The 19,686-nt window shown below is 70.5% G+C and carries 17 protein-coding genes; 14 read left to right on the forward strand and 3 right to left on the reverse strand.

All coding sequences use genetic code 11. The annotated features are described in order from the left end of the window. The first annotated feature begins 77 nt into the window (after nucleotides 1-77). The 8 genes from AB0K60_RS28275 (at nucleotide 78) to AB0K60_RS28310 (ending at nucleotide 6,927) form a co-directional block, all read left to right on the forward strand. A complete protein-coding gene (locus AB0K60_RS28275) occupies nucleotides 78-1,304 on the forward strand; it encodes an amino acid ABC transporter substrate-binding protein (protein WP_364061516.1) in 1,227 nt (408 codons plus the stop codon). Continuing rightward, nucleotides 1,301-2,074: an ABC transporter ATP-binding protein gene (locus tag AB0K60_RS28280; protein ID WP_364061519.1), complete on the forward strand. Its 774-nt coding sequence runs from the start codon at nucleotides 1,301-1,303 to the stop codon at nucleotides 2,072-2,074. The genes AB0K60_RS28275 and AB0K60_RS28280 overlap by 4 nt, the downstream gene beginning before the upstream one ends. Beyond that, entirely contained in the window at nucleotides 2,071-2,865 is a 795-nt protein-coding gene (locus AB0K60_RS28285; RefSeq protein WP_364061522.1) for an ATP-binding cassette domain-containing protein, read from the forward strand. The genes AB0K60_RS28280 and AB0K60_RS28285 overlap by 4 nt, the downstream gene beginning before the upstream one ends. Then, complete coding sequence (locus tag AB0K60_RS28290) at nucleotides 2,862-3,746, forward strand: branched-chain amino acid ABC transporter permease (protein WP_364061525.1); 885 nt, start codon at nucleotides 2,862-2,864, stop codon at nucleotides 3,744-3,746. Before AB0K60_RS28285 ends, AB0K60_RS28290 begins: the two co-directional genes overlap by 4 nt. 43 nt (nucleotides 3,747-3,789) lie before the next feature. Next, entirely contained in the window at nucleotides 3,790-4,815 is a 1,026-nt protein-coding gene (locus AB0K60_RS28295) for a branched-chain amino acid ABC transporter permease (RefSeq protein ID WP_364061528.1), read from the forward strand. Between the two features lie 144 nt (nucleotides 4,816-4,959). After that, a complete protein-coding gene (locus AB0K60_RS28300; protein ID WP_364061859.1) occupies nucleotides 4,960-5,388 on the forward strand; it encodes an NAD-binding protein in 429 nt (142 codons plus the stop codon). Between the two features lie 72 nt (nucleotides 5,389-5,460). Next, nucleotides 5,461-6,321, forward strand: a complete 861-nt coding sequence (locus tag AB0K60_RS28305; protein WP_364061531.1) for an enoyl-CoA hydratase/isomerase family protein — start codon at nucleotides 5,461-5,463, stop codon at nucleotides 6,319-6,321. Nucleotides 6,322-6,366: 45 nt separating this feature from the next. Continuing rightward, complete coding sequence (locus AB0K60_RS28310; protein ID WP_364061534.1) at nucleotides 6,367-6,927, forward strand: VOC family protein; 561 nt, start codon at nucleotides 6,367-6,369, stop codon at nucleotides 6,925-6,927. Nucleotides 6,928-7,022: 95 nt separating this feature from the next. Here the strand turns inward: AB0K60_RS28310 and AB0K60_RS28315 are convergent, their stop codons facing one another. Both AB0K60_RS28315 and AB0K60_RS28320 read right to left on the reverse strand, forming a co-directional pair. Further along, nucleotides 7,023-9,659, reverse strand: a complete 2,637-nt coding sequence (locus AB0K60_RS28315) for a hypothetical protein (protein WP_364061537.1) — start codon at nucleotides 9,657-9,659, stop codon at nucleotides 7,023-7,025. A gap of 78 nt (nucleotides 9,660-9,737) precedes the next feature. Beyond that, nucleotides 9,738-11,153, reverse strand: a complete 1,416-nt coding sequence (locus tag AB0K60_RS28320) for a sigma-70 family RNA polymerase sigma factor (protein ID WP_364061540.1) — start codon at nucleotides 11,151-11,153, stop codon at nucleotides 9,738-9,740. Nucleotides 11,154-11,337: 184 nt separating this feature from the next. Here AB0K60_RS28320 and AB0K60_RS28325 point away from each other — a divergent pair, with 184 nt between their 5' ends. From AB0K60_RS28325 to AB0K60_RS28345, 5 genes are all read left to right on the forward strand, one after another. After that, nucleotides 11,338-11,658, forward strand: coding sequence for a hypothetical protein (locus AB0K60_RS28325; RefSeq protein ID WP_364061543.1), 321 nt, complete (start codon nucleotides 11,338-11,340; stop codon nucleotides 11,656-11,658). Between the two features lie 413 nt (nucleotides 11,659-12,071). Then, on the forward strand, nucleotides 12,072-12,431 hold the full coding sequence (locus AB0K60_RS28330; RefSeq protein ID WP_364061546.1) for a response regulator transcription factor: 360 nt from the start codon (nucleotides 12,072-12,074) through the stop codon (nucleotides 12,429-12,431). Beyond that, nucleotides 12,428-14,233 carry a sensor histidine kinase gene (locus AB0K60_RS28335; protein ID WP_364061549.1) on the forward strand — a complete coding sequence of 602 codons (1,806 nt, stop codon included), beginning with the start codon at nucleotides 12,428-12,430 and terminating at the stop codon, nucleotides 14,231-14,233. The genes AB0K60_RS28330 and AB0K60_RS28335 overlap by 4 nt, the downstream gene beginning before the upstream one ends. Then, nucleotides 14,221-14,880: a response regulator transcription factor gene (locus AB0K60_RS28340; RefSeq protein ID WP_364061552.1), complete on the forward strand. Its 660-nt coding sequence runs from the start codon at nucleotides 14,221-14,223 to the stop codon at nucleotides 14,878-14,880. The genes AB0K60_RS28335 and AB0K60_RS28340 overlap by 13 nt, the downstream gene beginning before the upstream one ends. Nucleotides 14,881-15,041: 161 nt before the next feature. Further along, nucleotides 15,042-16,235 (forward strand): helix-turn-helix transcriptional regulator, encoded by a 1,194-nt coding sequence (locus AB0K60_RS28345; RefSeq protein WP_364061555.1) that lies wholly within the window; start codon nucleotides 15,042-15,044, stop codon nucleotides 16,233-16,235. A 19-nt stretch (nucleotides 16,236-16,254) separates the two neighbouring features. Here AB0K60_RS28345 and AB0K60_RS28350 read toward each other — a convergent pair whose 3' ends face one another. Next, complete coding sequence (locus AB0K60_RS28350; protein WP_364061558.1) at nucleotides 16,255-17,337, reverse strand: serine/threonine-protein kinase; 1,083 nt, start codon at nucleotides 17,335-17,337, stop codon at nucleotides 16,255-16,257. A gap of 620 nt (nucleotides 17,338-17,957) precedes the next feature. Between AB0K60_RS28350 and AB0K60_RS28355 the strand changes: the two genes are divergently transcribed. Beyond that, the gene (locus AB0K60_RS28355; protein WP_364061561.1) at nucleotides 17,958-19,487 is read left to right on the forward strand and encodes a serine/threonine-protein kinase; all 1,530 of its coding nucleotides are present in this window, start codon (nucleotides 17,958-17,960) and stop codon (nucleotides 19,485-19,487) included. Nucleotides 19,488-19,686 lie beyond the last annotated feature (199 nt).

A 19,686-nucleotide genomic window follows, 5' to 3' on the forward strand; every position in this document is an offset into this window, starting at 1 on the left:
GTGGTGCTGCACACAGCGTTTCATGTAGGCGCACACAAGGGGTGACCGAGGTCACGTCTCGAAACAGGAGGCCCCCCATGCCCAAGTGGTACGCCCAAGCGGTCCGCCGAACGATCGTCGCCGCCGTGGTGCTGGGCACGTTCACGCTGTCCGCCTGCGCCGGCGGTGAGGCGGCGAAGGAGCCGGACGGACCGATCAAGATCGGCGGCACCCTGGGGCTGACCGGCGCGCTCGCGGGCCCGGCGGGCGAGTACAAGGCCATCTACGACATGTGGGCCGCGCAGGTGAACAAGGCCGGCGGCATCTCGGGTCGCAAGGTGGAGATGATCATCAAGAACGACGACAGCACGCCCGCCACCGCGCAGACCCTTTACCAGTCCCTGCTGACGACCGATCAGGTCGACATCCTGCTGGCGCCGTACTCCACCTACGTCGGCACCCCGATCGTCCCGCTCGCCCGCTCCGGCGGGAAGATCCTGTTCAACGGCGGGTTCCCGAGCGAGCCGCTCTCGGACGAGGCCAAGGGGTGGATGGTCGGGACATATCCGTACATGGAGAGTCAGTACACCCGCGGCGTCTTCGAGGCGATCAAGACCCTCCCCGCGGATCAGCGGCCGTCGCGCGTCGGCATCCTGACGCTGAACAACCCGTTCACGCTGGCGGCCCGCGACGGCAACGGGGGCAAGAACGGCGCGATCCGCTACGCCGAGGACGCCGGGATGAAGGTCGTCTACAACGAGGAGTACAGCTCCGACACCACCGACTTCACCTCGGCGATCAACTCCGCCAAGGCGGCGCGCGTCGATCTGTTCCTCGTCCTCGGCCTCCCGGAGGACTCGGTCCGGATCCTGAAGGCCGCGCACACGCAGGAGTTCACGCCCAAGCTGACCTGCGCCTGCGGGTCTCAGGTGAGCACCCTGCCGACCTGGTCGGGGGTCGGGGCCGCCGCCGAGGGCGTGCTCGGCACCACGACCGGCTGGCCGAGCCAGGGCTTCAAAGGGCTGGACGAGCTGGCCGCCCTCTCCAAATCGCGCGGCGAAGAGGTGATCCCGGCGTACGCGATCGTCGCGTACGCCACCCTGCAGGTCGTGCAGCAGGCGATCGCGGGCGCCGGCACCACCGACCAGGACCGGCTGCGCGAGTACATCTACTCGCATACCTTCGACACCGCCGTCGGCAAGATCAAGTTCAACCCCAACGGCACGGTGCCCTACTCCCAGGTCATCGTGCAGACGATCGGCGGCAAGACCTTCCCGATCTGGCCGAAGGAGCTGGCCGACCACGACCTGGCGGTGGCCAAGTGAGGCGCGGCCACGAGACACCCGAGACACCGGACGGCCCGGTGCTCGAAGCCGAGGGCCTGTCCAGGCGGTTCGGCGGCGTCCAGGCGGTCCGTGACGTCGCCCTGCGGCTTCACCGGGGCGAGGTCCTCGGGGTGATCGGGCCGAACGGATCCGGCAAGACCACCACGATCAACCTCCTCTGCGGCGCGATCCGGCCCGGCAAGGGATCGATCAAGCTGCTCGGCCGTGAGATCGCCCGCAAGCCCGCCCACGCGGTGGCCGCCCTGGGCGTCGGGCGCACGTTCCAGAACCCGCGGGTGTTCTCGACGCTGACGGTACTGGAGAACATGTACGTCCCCGTCGCCCACCGGGCGAGCCCGGCCGCCACCAGGAGCATGGCGGCGCGGGCGCACGAGTGGATCGAGCTGACCGGGCTCGGCGGGTTCGCCCACCGGGTGGCGAGCGAGCTGTCCGGGGGCCAGCGCAAACTGGTCGAATTCGCGCGGGTCATGGTCCAGCGGCCGGTCGTCGTGCTGATGGACGAGCCGTTCGCGGGCGTGCACCCCGCGGTCAAGGAGGCCCTGTACGCCCAGATCCAGCACGCCGCCAGGGACCTGGGCACGGCGTTCCTGGTGGTGAGCCACGAGGTGCCCGAGCTGGTGTCCCTCTCGGACCGGTTCGTGTGCATGGCCCAGGGCGAGGTCCTCGTCGAGGGCGCGCCGGAAGAGGTGTGCGCGGACCCGTCGGTCATCGAGGCGTACCTCGGCGCCCCCCTGGAAGGAGCGGCATGACCACTCGCCCTCGCGGCCTCGCGGTCGCGCTCGACGAGGTGACCGCCGAGTACTTCGCCGACCAGCCGATCCTCGACGGGCTCAGCCTGCACGCCCCCGCCGGGAAGATCAGCGTGATCATCGGCCCGAACGGGTCGGGCAAGTCGACCGCGCTGCGGGTGCTCGCCGGGTTTCTCCGCCCGAGCAGGGGCGAGGTCTGGCTGATCGACGGCTCCTCGCGGACGTCCATCGGCGCCGGGCCGCCCCACCTGCGCAGCGGCATGGGCATCGGCTTCGTCCCCCAGGGCCACTCGGTCTTCCCGGCGATGTCGGTGCAGGACAACCTGCTGGTCGGCGCCTGGCCCATCCGGCGCGAGCGGCGGCGCGCGCGACGGACGATCCAGGAGCTGCTCGACCGCTACCCCGTCCTCGCCGACAAGCGCGGCGCGCCGGCGGGCAGCCTGTCCGGCGGCCAGCAGCGCATCCTGGAACTGGCGCGCGCCCTGGTGCCCGACCCCGCCGTGGTCCTGGTCGACGAGCCCTCCGCCGGGGTGGCGCCCGCCGTCGCGGCCACGATGTACCAGGAGCTGGAGGCGCTGCGCGACGAGGGGCGTACGGTCGTCCTCGTCGACCAGGACCTGCGGCCCGCGCTCGCCATCGCGGACGTGGTGCACGTGCTGCAGTCCGGCAGGTGCGTCTCCTCGGGCACCTCCCGCGAACTCGGCGCCGACCTGGACGCGCTCGTCAGGAGCTGGCTGTCGCCCGGCGGCGACGCCCCGTCCGCCCGCGCGGCCCGGGGAGGCGCGTCATGACCGTGGTGGCACAGGGGGTGGCACAGGTGCTGACGGTGGGCGTCCTGCTCGGGATGATCTACACCCTGGTGGGGCTGGGCATGACGTTGTCGCTGGGCGTGCTCGGCATCCTGAACCTCACCCACGGGCTCGCCGTGGTGGGCGGGTCCATCCTCGCCTTCGAGGTCGTCCGGACCTGGGGCCTGTCCGTCGGCGTCGCACTCGCGCTGTCGATCCCCCTCGGGTTCGTGGCCGGGGTCGTCCTGCACGTGGGTCTGGTGCGCCGGGCCCAGCGCGTCTCGCCGGAGTCGGGCCTGCTCGTGCTGTTCGGGGCCATGCTCCTGCTGCAGGCCGTGGCGGTGCAGGTCTGGCGCAGCGACACCCGGACCCTGACACTGAGCTTCAGCGAGCACCTCTCCTCGTTCGCCGGCGTGACCGTGCGCACCGACTACGCGGTCGCCGCCGCCGCGGCCGCGGGCCTCCTCCTCATCATCTGGGCGGTCATCAGGTTCACCATGTTCGGCCGGGCGGTCCAGGCTCTGTCGCAGCATCCCGACGCCGCGCGCATCCTCGGCGTCAACGCCGACCGTTACACCACCGTCGTCTTCGGCATCAGCATGGCCCTGGCCGCGTCCTCGGGGGTCCTCCTCGCCGGCGTCTTCCCGTTCTCCGTGCAGACCCAGACCCAGTGGCTGGCGTACGCCTTCATCGTCGTCCTGCTCGGCGGCACGGGCGGGGTCGTCAACGCCGCCGTGGGCGGCCTGGCGCTCGGCATGGGCCAGGCCGTACTCAACGAGCTGCTGCCGCTGACCTGGGTCTCCGTCGTCGTCTACGGCCTGCTCGTCCTCGCCATGGTCGCGCGCGGCGGCGGCCTGTCCGCCGCGAAGGAGCGAGCCCTGTGACGAGCCCCGTGAACAGCCCGCGAACAGTCCCGTGAACAGTCCCGTGAACAGTCCCGTGAACAACCCCGTGAACAGCCACACCCATGCCTCCGTACGCCCGCGGTGGCACACGGCCGCGGCCGTCCTGCGGCACCCCGCGCTCAAGGTCGCGGCGCCGCTCGCGCTTCTCGCCGCGACGGGCATCTGGGGCGCCGTCACCGGCGACGTCGCCGGCCTGCGCATCGCGAGCACCGTCCTGATGTACATCGCGCTCGCGGAGGGGTGGAACCTCCTGGGCGGCTACGCCGGATACCTGAACTTCGGCACCGTCATCTTCCTCGGGATCGGCGCCTACACCACCGCGATCGCCGTGACGGGAACCGGCGTGAACGCCCTGGTCACCCTCCCCCTCGCCGCGCTGGTCGCGGGGGCCGTCTCCGTCCTGATCGGCATCCCGGGGTTTCGGCTACGCGGCGACTACTTCGCGGTGGCCACGTTCGTGCTCACGCTGGCGGCCAAGGAGCTGGCGAACGTGCTGGGGATCACCGGCGGGTCCGTGGGGCTGTTCCTCCCGCCGGTCGCGGACTCCCTGTCGGCGTCCACGCGGCTGTTCTTCTTCCTCTTCCTGGCGCTCGCCGCCATCAGCGTCGCCATCTGCTGGGTGAGCGAGCGGACGCGGTGGTTCAGCGCCCTGGTGGCCGTACGGGAGGACGAGGACGCGGCCGAGGTGCTGGGCGTGCCGACGCTGCGGCTCAAGGTGGTGGCGCTCGCGGTGGGCGCGGCCATCGCCGGCGCCGCCGGCTCCCTGTACGCGGCACAGTCGCTCTACATCGAGCCGACGGGGACCTTCGACTTCCGCGTCTCGCTCGCGGTGGTCGTGGCCGTGATCCTCGGCGGCAAGGGCACCTGGTACGGCCCCGTCGCCGGCGCGGTCCTGACCCAGTTCCTCGCCACGCAGCTGTTCGTACGGATGCAGGGCGTCTGGGACCAGCTCATCTTCGGTCTCCTCCTGATCGCGGTGGCGCTGCTGGCCCCGCGCGGCATCACCCGACCGACCCGCCGGGCCCGCGGCCGCCGGTTTGGCGTCTGACCAGGGGTAACGGCCATTACGTAGGTAGGCACGACAGGGAGGAACCGATGAACACCACCACCACGGCCGCGGGCTCCGGCCCCGCGACGCCCCGCCGCGTCGTGGGACTTCGGGCCGCAGGCGCCGTCGGCCGTCACCGCCAAGATCTCCGTCAACTACCTGATCGTGCACGCGCTGCAGGCCCTGGCCGAGTCGATCACCTTGCTGGAACGGCACGGCCTGGACGGGGAGCGGTTCGTCGAGCTGATCAACGACTCCATATTCCCAGGCCCGGTGTACGGCGGCTACGGCCGCGCGATCGCCGCCGGCGCCTACACGCCCCCCGGATTCACCAGCCGGCTCGGGCTCAAGGACCTCATGCTGGCCCTCAACGCCGCCGAGGACGCCAAGGTCCCGCTCCCCACCGGCCCGGTCCTGCGCGAGGTCTTCGAGGCCGCGGTCGAGCAGATCGGCGCGGACCTGGACTGGGCCTGCGTCGCCGAGGTCACCCGAGGCCGTGCCGCAGACGACCAGGCCGCCACCAGAAACACCGCTAAGAACACCGCCAAGAACACCGCCAAGAACACCGACTGAGGCACCGCCGGAGACACCGGCCAGGGCATCAGCCCCTTGCCTTGCTCAACCCACCACATAACGGAGGCAGACATGTCACTGCAGGAGTTCCTCCCCACCCCGAGGTTCGAGGAGTACAAGGAGCACTTCAAGGACTTCTTCACCATGGAGCGACGTGAGGACGGGGTGCTCCTCGCCCGAGCCCACACCCGCGGCGGCTCGGTCCAGTTGAGCGTGCAGAACCACCGTGCCCTCGGCCAGTTCCTCAAGACGGTCGGCGCGGACCCGGAGAACGAGCTGCTCATCCTCACCGGTTCCGGGCCCGACTGGATGATGGGCTCCGACCCCACCGGATTCGCGCTCGAGGAGGAGGACCTGGAGCACTGGGCGTACGAGTACGCCTATAAGGACGGCCGCATCAACGTGAGCAGCCTGGTCAACGACCTGGAGATCCCGACGATCGGCCTGATCAACGGCGACGGGTACCACTCCGAGGTGCTGCTGATGTGCGACCTGACGCTGATGGCGGACGACGCGCGCATCTACGACCTGCACTACGGCATCAGCTCCGTGCCCGGCGACGGGATCCACAGTTGCTTCCAGGAGCTGCTGGGGGTGAAGCGGGCGGCGTACGCGCTGCTGACGGGCGAGTCGATCGACGCCCGCACGGCGCTGGAGTACGGCATGGTGAACGAGATCCTGCCGGCCGCCGAGCTCGTCGGCCGCGCGTACACCATCGCCGACCACATCATGAGCCAGCCGCGTACGGTCCGGCGCCTGACGACGCAGATCATCCGGCGGCCGTGGAAGAAGCGCATCGTGGACGACCTCGACGGCGGCTTCGGCATCCAGATGTTCGGCCACCTGGCCAAGGGCAAATCGGTGCACAGCGACGAACACATCTCCAAGACCGGCAGCTACGTGCGCGAGGGCCGCCGCACGCCCTTCGACTGACCTCGCCGCCGCCCGCCGGAGCGCCGCGTCACAAAGGAGATCCCGATGCCGGACACCCCGCAGGTCCCGCTGGCCGTCAACCACATCGGCCTCACGGTCCCCGACATCCACGCCGCCATCGACTGGTACGAGGCGGTGTTCGGTTTCCGCCTCATCATGGGCCCACGGGTGCTCGAGTCGAGCGGGCACGGGGAGGCCGCGGCGGTGTTCGGCCCCCGGTTCCGCCGCGCCTGGCAGGCGCACCTGCTCACCGGCAACTCCGTGGGCGTCGAACTGTTCCAGTTCATCGACCCGCCGGTGCACGGGCCACGGGAGGAGCGGGTGCCCTACCTCGACCGCGGCCAGTGGCACCTGTGCGTCACCCACCCCGACGTCCGGCTCATGGTGAACCGCGTCGTCGAGGCCGGCGGCACGCTGATCGCACCGCCGTACGAGTTCGTGCCGGGACGTCCCTGGACGCTGGCGTACACAACCGACCCATGGGGCACCGTGCTGGAGATCATGAGCCACAGCTACGCCGAGGCGTTCGGCAACTGGCCCCAGCCGGGGCAACTGACACCGCCGACGCTCGTGCCCCGCCCCGGCCCCACCGGCGACCCCGGCTGACCGCCATCCACGCCAGGAGAGCTCTCCCGAGTCAAGGTCGGCCTTGACCGCGCCGGCGGGCTACCGCCGCTGTGTCCCGTCCTCCGTGCGGAATGTCAGGACGGGGCCCGGTCGAAGGTCAGGGTGAACGTGAAGACGTCACCCCCGTAGGGGAGGGTTCCCTTGAGGGCGAAGCCGCTTGCCGGGCCATCGCCGTCGGCGACCGGCCGCAGCTGAACCGTCACGGCCGAGACGTCGGGGGGCCGCACCCCGTACGCCTGGGAGATCTGGGCGACCACGGCTTCGAGCAACCCACCGGAGAGCAGGTATCCGGATCCTTGGGGATCCGGGGTGATGCCGTGGCCGCCGTCGGCGGCGGGGTATCCGGCTACGTCGTATGCGCACGGAGGAGTGGAGCAGGCGGGGTCCGGGTCCAGGCGGAAGGGGGGCAGCAGGGACAAGGAGCGTCGGATGGACTTGACCGCGTACAGGCAGGTCTCGGTGTCGAGCTGGTGCCCGGCGCAGCTCATGTCGAAGTCGGTGGCGCGGAAGGTGCCGGCGAGGACGGGCACCCCGCCTCTGCCGGTGAGCATGACGGTGGCCGTGCCGCCGCCTCCCGCCACCTGAAGGGTCGCGGACGCGGGAGTGGCCTGGCCCGGGCGGTAGGTGATCTCGATCTCGCACGGCCGCCCGCTGGGGAGGGGCTCCTGGGCGCAGGATGGCGACTCCACCTCGAATCGGGGATCGGAGCCGGTGAGGGTGACGGAGTCGAGGGCCGTAGGGCAGATGTTCTCGACGGTGATCGGCTGCCGGGCGCTGCCGATGACCACGCCGAAGTCCAGGCTCGTGGGGGTTACCCGGAGGCATTCCCCTGGTTGCGGGGTCACGCCGTCGCGCCGGCCGCCTCCGGCCTGGCCGTCGTCCGGAGCCTGGTCGCGCTGGGATGAGACCGAACGATCCGTGATCGCGTCGACGATGGGCGGTGCCGCGTAGTAGACGCCGGTGCCTACCACGCCGAGGCCGGTGGCCGCCAGGGCCGCTTTGACGACGGTCGTCTTGATCACGGCCGCTTTGACGATCGTGCCGCCCGTGGCGGTCGTGGAGGTGGCGGCCGTGGAGGTGGCGGCCGTGGAGGTGGCGGTCGTGGGAGTGGCGGTCGCGGAAATGGCGGTCGCGTCGGCGCCGGTGGGGATCGGTGAGGTGATGGGGCCGGTGGGAGTGGGGAACGGAGGTACGGCCAGGGCGGTCTGCGCATGCATGGTGATCGCCGCTCCGACGGCGTCGCCCGCCTGTCGCCACAGCTGCGCGGCGGCGGCGAGGGCGGCGGCGGCTCCGGGGGCGGCCTTGACGAGCAGCGATATGCCGCGTTCGTGCTGGAAGTAGGCGGCGGCTCGGGTGTCCCCGGCCTTCTCGGCGGCGGCCAGACCGGCGCGCAGCAACCTGCGCCAGCCGCCCCAGCGCAGCGAGCGGGCGGCGGCGGGCGCGGCGGCTCGGGCAAGCCCGACGGCGAGGTCGGGGCGGGTCTCGGCGGCGGCCGTGACGATCGCGGCGAGCAGACCGACGTTCGCGGAGATGGCCGAGGGCGTGGTCGTGGGCGCCTGAGCCCAGGCGGTGAGACGGGCCGCAAGGTCGGCGACGGCCGCGGCGGGCAGTACGGCCGCGGCGGGCAGCCGGTTCTCGACTCCGGAGGCGAGGCGGTAGCGGGCGTCCCCGCCGGGAAGACGGTCGACGACCAAGAGGCCGGACCGCACCAGGTCCGCGCCGGCCTCGGGTGCGGACTGCGTCATGCCCGCGAGTTCGGTGAGCAGGCCGGCCGAGGCGTGTTCGGCCGGGAAGGTCGCGAAGGGGGCGAGCAGGGCTCGTCCATCCTGGCCGAGCCCGTCGTACAGCAGTCGAACGGGGTCGTCCGAAGGGTCCGGGCGGCCGGGGGTCCCGCTGCCGGCGTTGTCCGACAGAGGGTCGCCTGGCGGAGGGTCGCCCGGCAGAAGCGCGGTTGAGAGAAGGCCGATGGTGGGGGTCTCGTTGCCGGCGGTGGCGAGAGCGGCGATGAGGGCCGTGGCACGGATCAGGTCCAGTGGTCTGCCGCCCGTCGACCGCCACAGGGTGCCGGCCGCCGGCATCTCCTCCGCGCGCAGAGGCCGACCGAGCTCGCGTGCGAGCAGCTCGAACGCGGCCTCCCGGTCCAGGCCGCCGAGTTCGACGGCCTGCTCGACGGGGCGTTGCCGGTTGGCCGCGGTGAACACCAGGGCGATCCCGGAGCCGGCGTCGAGGAATTCGCGGAACTGGTCGACGGGGCACTGCAGGTCGTCGACCAGGAGCACGGACGAGATGCCGCGGAGCAGTTCGCGCACCCTCGCTCGGCTCGGTGCCTGCGCAGGGGCGTCGTACAGGGCCTCGAACAGGTCTTGGAGCACGTCGTCCAGCTCGCGGCCCGCGCCGTACAGGTAGATCACCTCTTCGCCCGACGCCGCCAGGTCGTGGGCGAGGGCGCGCAGCAGGGTGCTCTTGCCGATGCCGTGCGGACCGTGGATCTGCACGGGCTCGCCAGGAGCGATCATCAGCTTGACAGCGGCGCGGTCGCGGTCGCGCCCGATCGGCTCGTCGCCCGGCGGCGGAAGCTCCGGAGGGCGCGCTCGCCGTATCGGTGGCGGCGCCTCGTCGGCCGTGGAGATCGTGGCGACTGCGGAGCCGTGTTCCGCGGCGATCTCGACGACTTTGTCGCCGACGATCAGCCGGTTCCGGGGGTGTGGCATCGGTCCTCCTCATCGTTGGTCGGTTCTCGTCGGGGGTTCCGCTCCGCCGGGCCTCGCCGGGTGCGGGTTCGCCGGGGTTCAGGTCGTCAGGCGGCGGCATTCGGCCGCGTTGGGGAGGTCGCGCGGATCGGAGGTGGTGATGCAGATGACCCGCCCGTCGACGGGGGTGAGCTCGCAGGAGGGCGCGCCCGACGGGGAGCGGTCGTCGCAGCCGAAGTACCTCAGGGTGATCGCGCTGCCGGCCTCGGGCACGACGGTGACCGGCGTGCGCTCCCCCTTCGGCACGTAAAGGATCTTGGTGCAATCGGTGCTCAGGTTGCCGATGTCCACGGTGCAGGGGCCGGCGGGGTCGCCCGGGATGTCGGTGACGGCGGCGACGGCGGTGCGAACGGTGATCCGCAGCGCCACCCTTTGGAAGCCCGGCAGTACGCCCAGAGCGGCGGCGCCCGCGCCGGCCACGAGGAGCACGACGAGCACGGCGAGCGCCATCAGAGCCGCGGCTGCGTTCCTGGCCCTTCGTCCGCCCCGCGCGGCCGGCGGGCGCTCGCCCTCGGTGGCGTCGCCGCCGCCGGCGCCGCCGTCGTCCTCGTCGTCGTTTCCGCCGCCGTCTCGGGTTTCGTCCGGAGGATCGGTCTTGTCGTCGGTCTCGCCGTCGTCCGGCAGACCGGCGATGACGCGTTCGTACAGGTCCGCGCCGAGCAGCGGCGGGATCAGCACTGGGACGTACGGCGCGATCAGGAGTTTGCGCTGCTTGGCACAGGTCTGGCAGTTGTCGCAGATGGGGCAGTCGTCGAAATGGCGGATGATCCGCTGGCGCAGGGCGGCGGTGAACCTCTGCCGGGTGTCGTCCCAGCCGTGATCGCGTAGGATCTTCGCCAGGGCGGGACAGTGCTCCCCGCCGTCGCGGGCCAGCACCAGCGCGCCGAACCCCTTGACCAGCCGGCTCTGGTTCTCGTAGGCGAGCCGCGCGGCCTCCGCCGCGCCGACTCCCAGCCGTTTGGCGAGCCCGACGCCTCTGAGGTGTTGCTCCACGCTCAGTTCATGGATGCGGCGCTGGTTATCGGTGAGCGTCATCTTGACGATCGCCATCATCCGGTCGACCTCGACCTGCCGGGCGCGGCTCGCCCGCTCGTACTCGGCGTCCTCGTCCTCGGTCTCGTACTCGGGCATCGGGCCGACGCGCCGGCGCCGCCGCCACTCCTGACGGCATCGGTTGCGCGCGATGCCGTACAACCATGGGAGCAGCCTGCCGGGGTCGTTGGGAGCGCGGCCCTTGACCAACTGCGTGAAGGCGACGATGAAGGTCTGCGCCACGACGTCCTCGGTGTCGTGGATGTCGTCGAGGCGGTGCGCGCAGAACGCGGTGACGCGCCTGTGGTGGCGGTTCCAGATCTCGCCGAGGGCGGCGTCCCGTTCCCCGGGGCATCGCGGGTGGGCGGCCGCCCGCACCAGCTCGGCGTCGGTCCAGCGGCTTCCGGGCTGCTCATCCGACACGGCAGGCTCCTCTGCGGGCGGCCCGAAAAAATCTTGGAAAAAAGTTCGGCGGCAGAGGGGGAGATTTCCCGGGTCCCTTTCCCGACCCTCCACACGGCTTCGGCCCGAGGAGGAATCACATGGTCCTGACCATCGCCGCCCACGCGGGCGGCAGGACGCCTGCGGCGGCGGAAGGGTGAGGCGGATGCGACGCGACGTCTCACGTCTCGCCGGCCTGCTCGGCGGGAGCGCGGCTGGTTCGCCCTTCGCGGTGGCGGCCCTCGTCCACCACGGTACGCCCGGCCTGATCGCCGGTGCCGTGGTGGTCATCGTCACGACGCTGATCGGGGCCGAGCGGCCGTTCTGGATCATCGCCCTGCTGGTCCGCGACCGCCACCAGCGATGGGCGTGGCGCCAGACCGGTTCCGTCGACCAGACCTTGCTGCTCGACCGCCAGTCGCGGCGTACGCTCGAACGGATCGTCGAGGCCCGCGCGAAACTGGAGGACGGACCTGCCGACTGCTGAACGCCGGTCCTGACGGTTACGGCGGGGAAGCCCGGCACCTCGACACCCCTCATCGCACCTGGTGGGTGGCGTTCCCGGGGGCGCACCCTAAACGGTGATATCTACCCTTTACGCCGAACATGGGAGACCTTCCTAGAATGTGATGTATTGCGATGACAGTCGGGGTTTATCGGGCCGGATGAATCGGCGGTCATGGACCGGGGTGCGCGCGGGCATCCGAATCGTTTTCAATCATTGGGAATTAGGACTGACGGGAGGGTGACCAGCGGACGAGGTGACGTCGGAACCCCGGCGCCGCCACCCCGCGACCGATATCGGCGATTGTCACGGCGCTCGCCCGGACCGGCCTCATGAAAAACCATGAATTCCATCAGGGGCATGACGTTTCAGCGGCATGGTGTCACCATCAAGACGTGGCCGCGGGAGTGCTTCTGGTGGACGATCACACCGGGTTCCGCCGCATGGCCCGTCGGCTGCTGGTGGCCGCGGGATTCGATGTGGTGGGTGAGGCCGCCGACGGCGCGGAGGGCATCCGCCGCGCCGAGGCGCTGCACCCGAGCATCGTCGTGCTGGACGTCCTCCTTCCCGACCTCGACGGTTTCGCCGTGGCCGCGCGGCTCGCCGGGCTTCCCGACCCACCGGCCGTCGTGCTGATCTCCGCCCGCTCCCGTGCGGACCTGGGAGACCGCCTCGACACGGCGCCCGTCCGGGGCTTCCTGCCGAAGGACCGGCTCACCGCGCGCACGCTGGCCGAATTACTGGGACCGCCATGACGGCCCGCGTACCGTGGCGGCGCCGGGTGATGCCGGTCGCCGGTGCCCTGCTGGTGGGGCTGGACGCATGGCTGGCGGCCCGGTGGGGCGGCTTCGCGGTGCTCTTCTACGTCAAGGAGCTCGTCCAGGTCGCGGCGTGGCTGCTCGCCGGGTTCCTGGTCGCCCGGCTGGAGCCGGACAACCGGATGGGCGACCTGATGATGCTGCTGGGGCTGCTGCTGGCCGCCGACGCACCCGCCGCGTTCGCGCTCGACGGCTCCGTCACGGCGGTCCGGGTGCTGGTCATGGTGGCGATGCTGCTGACGGCGTTGCAGCTTCCGCTCGGCGCGCACGTCTTCCTCTCCTATCCCTCGGGCGCGGTGGGCGACCGGGCGGGCAGGATCGTCATGCGGGCCGGGTACGCCTTCGGGGCGGCCTGCGTACTGGCGCTGGTGGTCGTGGGGCCGGCCGTGCCGGCGGGCGAGTGCCGGGACGTGTGCGTGCCGATCAGCCTGATCGACCGGCCCGAGGCGGCCCTCTGGGCCGGGCGCGCCGCCGCGATCGGCACGGCGGCGATGGTGCTGATCGGCGCGTCCGTCATCGCCCGGCGCTTCGTGCGGGCGAGCCCCCGGCAGCGGCGCGTCCTCGCCTTCCCCACCACGGCCATGATCACAGCCGCCGGGCTGTGGGCCGCCGTCAACCTCGCCGTGTCCCTGATCCCGGCCATCGGGAACGGCGTCGTCAACATCACGCTGGCCGCGGCCCAGTCCGTCTCGCTGCTCGCCGTCCCCGCGGCCTTCTTCCTCGGCCTGATCCGGCAGCGCCTGGACGAGGCGCGGGTGTCGGATCTGCTGCGGCGGGTCGCCGAGGCCCCCGCCGGCCGGCTCGACTCCGCCCTGGCCGAGGCCCTCGGCGACCCCCACCTGCGGGTCGCCTACCCGGTCGGGGACCCGCAGGTGGGGGGCGCCGACCGGACGTACGTGGACGCGACCGGCTCGCCGATACCCTCGCCCCTGACCGGCGACTCGCGCCGGATGACCGTCGTGGGAGACCCGGACAAGCCCATGGCCGTGCTCCTGCACGATCCCGGCCTCCGGTCCGAGCCCGCGCTCCTGGAGGCGGTGTGCGCGGCCGCGCGTCTGGCGCTGGAGAACGTCCGGCTGCAGGCGGCGGTGAGCGCGCAGCTCGCCGAGGTCCGCGCGTCCCGGGCCCGGCTGGTGGCCGCGGGCGACGAGGCGCGCCGCCAGATCGAGCGCGACCTGCACGACGGCGCGCAGCAGCGCATGCTCGCGGTGGGCCTGGCCCTGACGATGCTCGGTCAGAGCCTCGACGAGCACGCCACCCCGCGGCAGACCCGCGACCTGCTGGAGGAGGCGCTGACCGAGCTGCGGGCGGCGACCGAGGAACTGCGCGAACTCGCCCGGGGCATCCATCCGGCCGCGCTCTCCCTGCAGGGTCTGCTCACGGCCGTACAGCAGCTCGCGCTGCGCAGCGGGACACCGGTACGGCTGCACGCCGACGAACTGCCCCGGCTCGACCCGGCGGTGGAGGCCACCGCCTACTTCCTGATCAGCGAGGCCCTCACCAACGTCATGCGGCACGCACACGCCACCCAGGTCGACATCCATCTGTCGCTGGACGACGACCGCGACTGCCTGACGGTCCGGGTACGCGACGACGGGGTCGGCGGCGCCGACCTCGCGGCGGGCTCCGGGCTGGCCGGGCTCGCCGACCGGGTGGCCGCCCTCGACGGGACGCTGCACCTGTCCAGCCCGCCCGGAGGCGGCACCGAGTTGACGGCGGAGCTGCCATGCGGCTGGTGATCGCGGACGACGGCCTGCTCGAGCGGGAGGGCCTGACCCGGCTCCTGGAAGGGCTCGGTCACCAGGTGGTCGCCGTCGCCACCCACGCCGACCAGGTGCCGGGCATGGTCGCCCGCCACCGGCCCGACCTGGCCGTACTGGACATCAGGCTGCCGCCCACCTTCACCGCCGAGGGGCTCAGGCTCGCCGCCGCCATCCGCCGCCGAAGCGGCACCGCCGTCCTCGTCCTGTCGCACTACCTGGAAAGCTCCTACGCCGCCGAACTGCTCGACGGCGGCACCACCAAGGTCGGCTACCTTCTCAAGGAACGGCTGCTCAACGCGGCGTCGTTCGACGAGGTGCTGCATCGTGTCGCCGGCGGCGGCACCGCGATCGACCCCGCGGTGGTCGCCCACCTGCTCGCGCCCCGCCGTACCGAGGACGTCCTCTCCGGGCTCACCCCCCGTGAGCGCGACGTACTGGCGCTGATGGCCCAGGGGCTGTCCGACCGCGGCATCGGCGACCGACTCGCCGTCTCCCTCGCCACCGTCAACACCCACACCCGCAACGTCTTCCACAAGCTCGGAATCTCCGGCGAGCCATCGAGCAACCGCCGAGTAAAGGCCGTGCTCGCCTACCTAACCGGCCAGCGCCTCGGCACACCCTGACCCCGCGCCGACCGCGACCTCCCGCAGAACCAGGCGAGCGTAACCTGATGACTACACAGAGCTATTCACACAGTCAGGGTGGGTTACGTTGGAGGCGTTGCCCGTTGTCCGAGGAGGAAGGGGCAACGGCCGCCAACTCGACCTCAGACAGGGGCGGGAGAATGGAGACCTTCGGCGAGCACGCGCGTGCGCTCATGCACGATCGCGGCATCTCCCTGCGCCGACTCGCCAAGCAGATCCACTACGACGCGGGATACCTGTCCAAGGTCCTCAACGGGCACAAACGCCCCAGCCTGGCGATGGCCGAGCTCCTTGACACCGCCCTCGACACCGACGGCGAGTTGCTCAACCTCGTCTGGACCGAACGCAAGTGGAGAGCACCGACCCACGGGATCGACGGCGAACTCACCCCCGACGACGAGGAACGTCTCATGCTCACCGCCCGCCGCCCATCCCGCGTGGACGCGGCGGTGGTGGACTCTTTGTCGACCATTCTCGCCGCCCAGCGCCGCGCCGAAGACGCCCTCGGCTCCGGTCCGCTACTCACCCCCGTCGCCGCCCAACTCACCACCATTGAGGATCTTGTCGTCGACGCCCGCGGCCCACTCCGGCCGCGTCTGGTCGACATCGCGTCCCAATGGGCCGAGTTTCTCGGCTGGTTGCACACCAGCACCGGCGACGCCGACCAGGCCAGCCGATGGTTCGACCGGGCATCGGAGTGGGCGGCCGAGGCCGGCAACGCGACGATGGCCGCCACAGCCTTCAGCTTCAAAGGTCATCTCGCGTTCCTGCTCGGCCACATGGGGCCCGCCGTCGGCCTGTCCCGCGTCGCCGCCCACGACCCGTCCGTGTGGATCGGGCAGCGCGCGTACGACGCCCACCAGGAAGCAAGGGCGCTCGCCGTCATGGGCGACCCCACGGCGGAACGCCGACTCGCCGAGGCCGCGGAGATGGCGGCAGCCGTAGAGGAGCACCGAGACCGGACACCGCCTTGGATCTACTACTACACCGCGCCGTTCTACCTGCTTGAGCGCGGCTGGGCGTACCGCCTCCTGGGCCGCGACAACGAGCGGCTCAACGGCAAGGCGATCGACCACCTGACCGCCGGCATCAGCGCACTGGGAGACGGCAGGCGGTCTCAATGGGCGGCCGAGTACATCTACCACTTGGCGTTCGCCCTGTTCCAGACGGGCGAAGTCGGACAGGCGTGCGCGAGTGCCGACGAGGCGGCGATGATCGCACGGCGAACGGGGTCGGATCGGCTACTGGCGCGGCTGCGTGGGCTTCACCGACGGATGCAGGCAAGGTGGCCAAAGGACCCGCGTGTGTCCGAACTCGGTGACCGGCTCCGCTGAGGAGTCTCCGGCGGGCGGGTCAACGAGACAGCGTGATCAACAGTTGCTCAGCGGAAGGCCGGTCGCCGGGATTCTTGTACAGGCAGGCAGCGACCACCTCCCGAAGTTGCCCGGGCACGGCGCTGAGGTCAGGAGAGTGATACATGATCTGATTGGCCACTTGGTAGTAGGCGGGCCCGTCGAAGGCCAACCGCCCGGTCGCCGCGAAGTAGAGGGTGGAACCCCAACTGAAGATGTCAGAGGCAGGACCCACCTGTCCGCCGTGGAACTGCTCGGGCGACATGAAGGCCGGCGTTCCTTTCGACGCCCCAGAGGTTGTGAACCGGTCGATGGCACGGGCGATCCCGAAGTCGATCACCCTTGGCCCGTCCGGCGCCAGCAGAACGTTCGCCGGCTTGAAGTCGCGGTGCACGATGCCCGCACCGTGAATCCCGTTGAGCGCGGCGGCGGTCGAGATGGCCAGTCGAGTGAGACTGTCCGGGTGCAGCGGACCCTCACGGCGGACCAGCTGGTCCAAAGACGGCCCCCGCACGTATTCGCTGACGATGTACGGGACGCCGTCGTCCACACCGACGTCTATGACTCGGGCGGTGCAGTAGCTGGGGACGCGCCGAGCCGCGCTGGCCTCAGCCAGGAAGCCCTCACGCTCGCCAGGCCCTACCCTGGCGTGCAACACCTTGACCGCCACCTGCTGCCCCTGCGGAGTCCGCGCCAGGAACACGGAGCCCTGCCCTCCCTCGCCGATCTTGGTCAGCAGAGCGTACGGTCCGATCCATCGGAAGGCGGCAGGCCCCGTGGTCGCGTGCGTGGGTTGATGCACCTGCGTGGGTTGATGCGCCTGCGTGGGCGGCGGGGGCGGCGGCATCTGCCGCACGGCGGCATAACCGAAGACCTGCCGCCGAAGGGTGAACAGATGGACTGTTCCCCCCAAGCACAAGACGAAGAACCAAATGACGGAGAGGATGACCCGCCGCCAGTCGTCGGTCGGCACATTCTGCAGAGCGCCGGAGGCCGCGAGGCCTCCCACCACCACCGCGCCATAACCGGCTGCGAAGATCCATAGGTTCTGGCTTCGCAACCGGTAGGCGGCGTGGGCCATCATGAAGGGAACCAGGACTCCGCAACAGCAGAACGTGGGCGCCAATGCCCAGACCAGGCTCTCCGGCGGCATGGGCTCGCGCCGGTAAGGTACCCCGTGTCCGCGATCTGGACCCCATGCCATGATCCGCATGATAAGGCACAAGACATAGCGGCAATTCGAGCATTTTGCCGCCTCAGGATGAGGACCCCCTTACAAGCCATCGTGGGATCGAACTGAGGTCGTCATACGAAGGCACAGCATGGCGGTGAGGCCCTGCGGGTGAGGAAGATCGTCTATCGCGAGGAGGATGACCGGCGCCGTCCGACCATTTCTTGCCATTCGGCCAGGCTATATCTGGGATGAAGTGACGCCTCAGCGCGCTCTTGTCGACGTACAGGGAGTGGGTCGTACGGAAATTGTCATCCGGCTCGGCTCCTCAACGCGGCACGACCCCCGTCGCGCGCAGTTGCCCAGGCTCTCTATAACGGGAGCGACGCCGGTACGGCGAGGCCTTGCGCCAATCCCTCCGCTTCGAGGACGCCATCCGTGCCCTTCGTGAGATCGGCGATAATCTTGTGTCGGTCGGCGTCGACGGCCTCTTCGACGGCAGTCTGCGTCCCGAGTGATCTCTGGAGGCACGGGTGGCCCTCATCCTCGATCGCTACCGGCTTGATCCTGTCCACCTGGGCAGGGGCGGCATGGGCGTGGTCTGGGGCGCTCAGGACGAGAAACTGGGCCGGCGGGTGGCGATCAAGTTCATCCGTTTCCCCGACGGGGTGCGGGAACCGGAGCTTGAGTCCCGGTTCACCCATGAGGCAAAGATCATGTCGCGGCTCTCCCATCCGGGCGCACCGGTCCTTTACGACTTCGGCACCTACCAGGATCCGGTGCTGGGAAACCGGCTGTTCATGGTGATGCAGTTCGTCGACGGAACGGCCGTTGACGATGTCGTCGCCGAGCAGGGGCCGCTCCCCATCGGATGGGTCGCGTCCATCGGCGCCCAGGTGGCCGCGGTGCTGGCGGCGGCGCACAGGCTTGAGATCCTGCACCGGGACCTCAAGCCCTCCAACCTCATGGTGCGCCGCGACGGCTCCATCCAGGTGGTCGACTTCGGCCTGGCCCTGATGCACGACCCCGAGATGACCAAGGTGACCAAGACCGGTCAGCGGCTCGGCACCGCCGCCTACATGTCGCCCGAGCAGGTCAACGCCGCGGAGCCCACGGCCCGAAGCGACATCTACTCCCTGGGCACCGTGCTGCACGAGCTGCTCACCGGCCGCCCCCTGTTCACCGGTCCGTCCGAGTTCAGCGTGATGGATCAGCACGTCAACGCCCGTCCTCGCCCGGCCGGGCAGTTACGCCCGGACGTACCAAGGGAACTGGACGAGCTCGTCCTGGCGATGCTGGAGAAGCGGCCGGAGGACAGGCCCAGTTCGGCCGCCGAGGTGCACGACCGCCTCATGCCGCATCTGGCCGACGCCGGCCCGCTCGGCGATTTGACCGCCCCGGGCCCCAGTCCTGTCCGGATGTACGCGCACGCGGTGAGCCGTACCCTCACCACTACGACACGGCCTGCGGTTCCCGCCGCGAGAACTCCTCCAGCGGATGACGACTTCAGCCGCAGCGTCATCGGCCGCGCTCGCAGGCAGGCGACGTCTCTGGCCAGACAGTCGCGTTATGACGAAGCGGCGGAGCTGCTGGCCAATGTCGCCGGATCGGCGAGCCAGAAGCTCGGCCCCGATGACGGTGACGTCATCGAACTGCGCACGCGGCTCGCGGACGTTCTGTTCGATGGCCGAGACTACCTTCGGGCCGCCCAGGAGTACCGGAGGGTCGCCGACGACCTGCTCCAGCAGCCGGAGCCGGACCAGGAGTGGATATCGTACTGCAGGCGACAAGAGGCGACGTGCCTCGACCGGGCCGGTGACCCCGAGCGCGCACTGCACATCCTGCGCGAACTGCTGGCGGACGAGATGAGCCGCTTCCCTGAGAACGACACGCGCCTCCTGGAACTGCGTCGCCAGGTAGCCGAACTGGAAGTCGATATCGGTGCTGTGCACAGTGCCCGAGCGACGCTCTCGGACTTGCGCGATGACCTCGTCAAACTTTACGGTCCGGATCATGACGCCACCGTCCGCGTCACCGAGCTCCTGAACAGCCTAGGAAGCTGACCTCCAATGCCGTAAGGAATCCTCGATGCGAACGTATTTTGTGGTACCGGTCGGCCACGGCGGAGATTGGTGGCGATTCGTGATGTTGTAGTGTTCACAGGCCCTGTGTGGCAGGGCCTGTGAGCACGTTTTCGGTGCGCCTCCGGTTCCTGAGCCGGCCCAGTTCGGTGCGCGATTCTTGGGAGCGGGTGCGGCTCCG

The organism is Thermopolyspora sp. NPDC052614 (genome assembly GCF_040678635.1).
Lineage (GTDB): Bacteria > Actinomycetota > Actinomycetes > Streptosporangiales > Streptosporangiaceae > Thermopolyspora.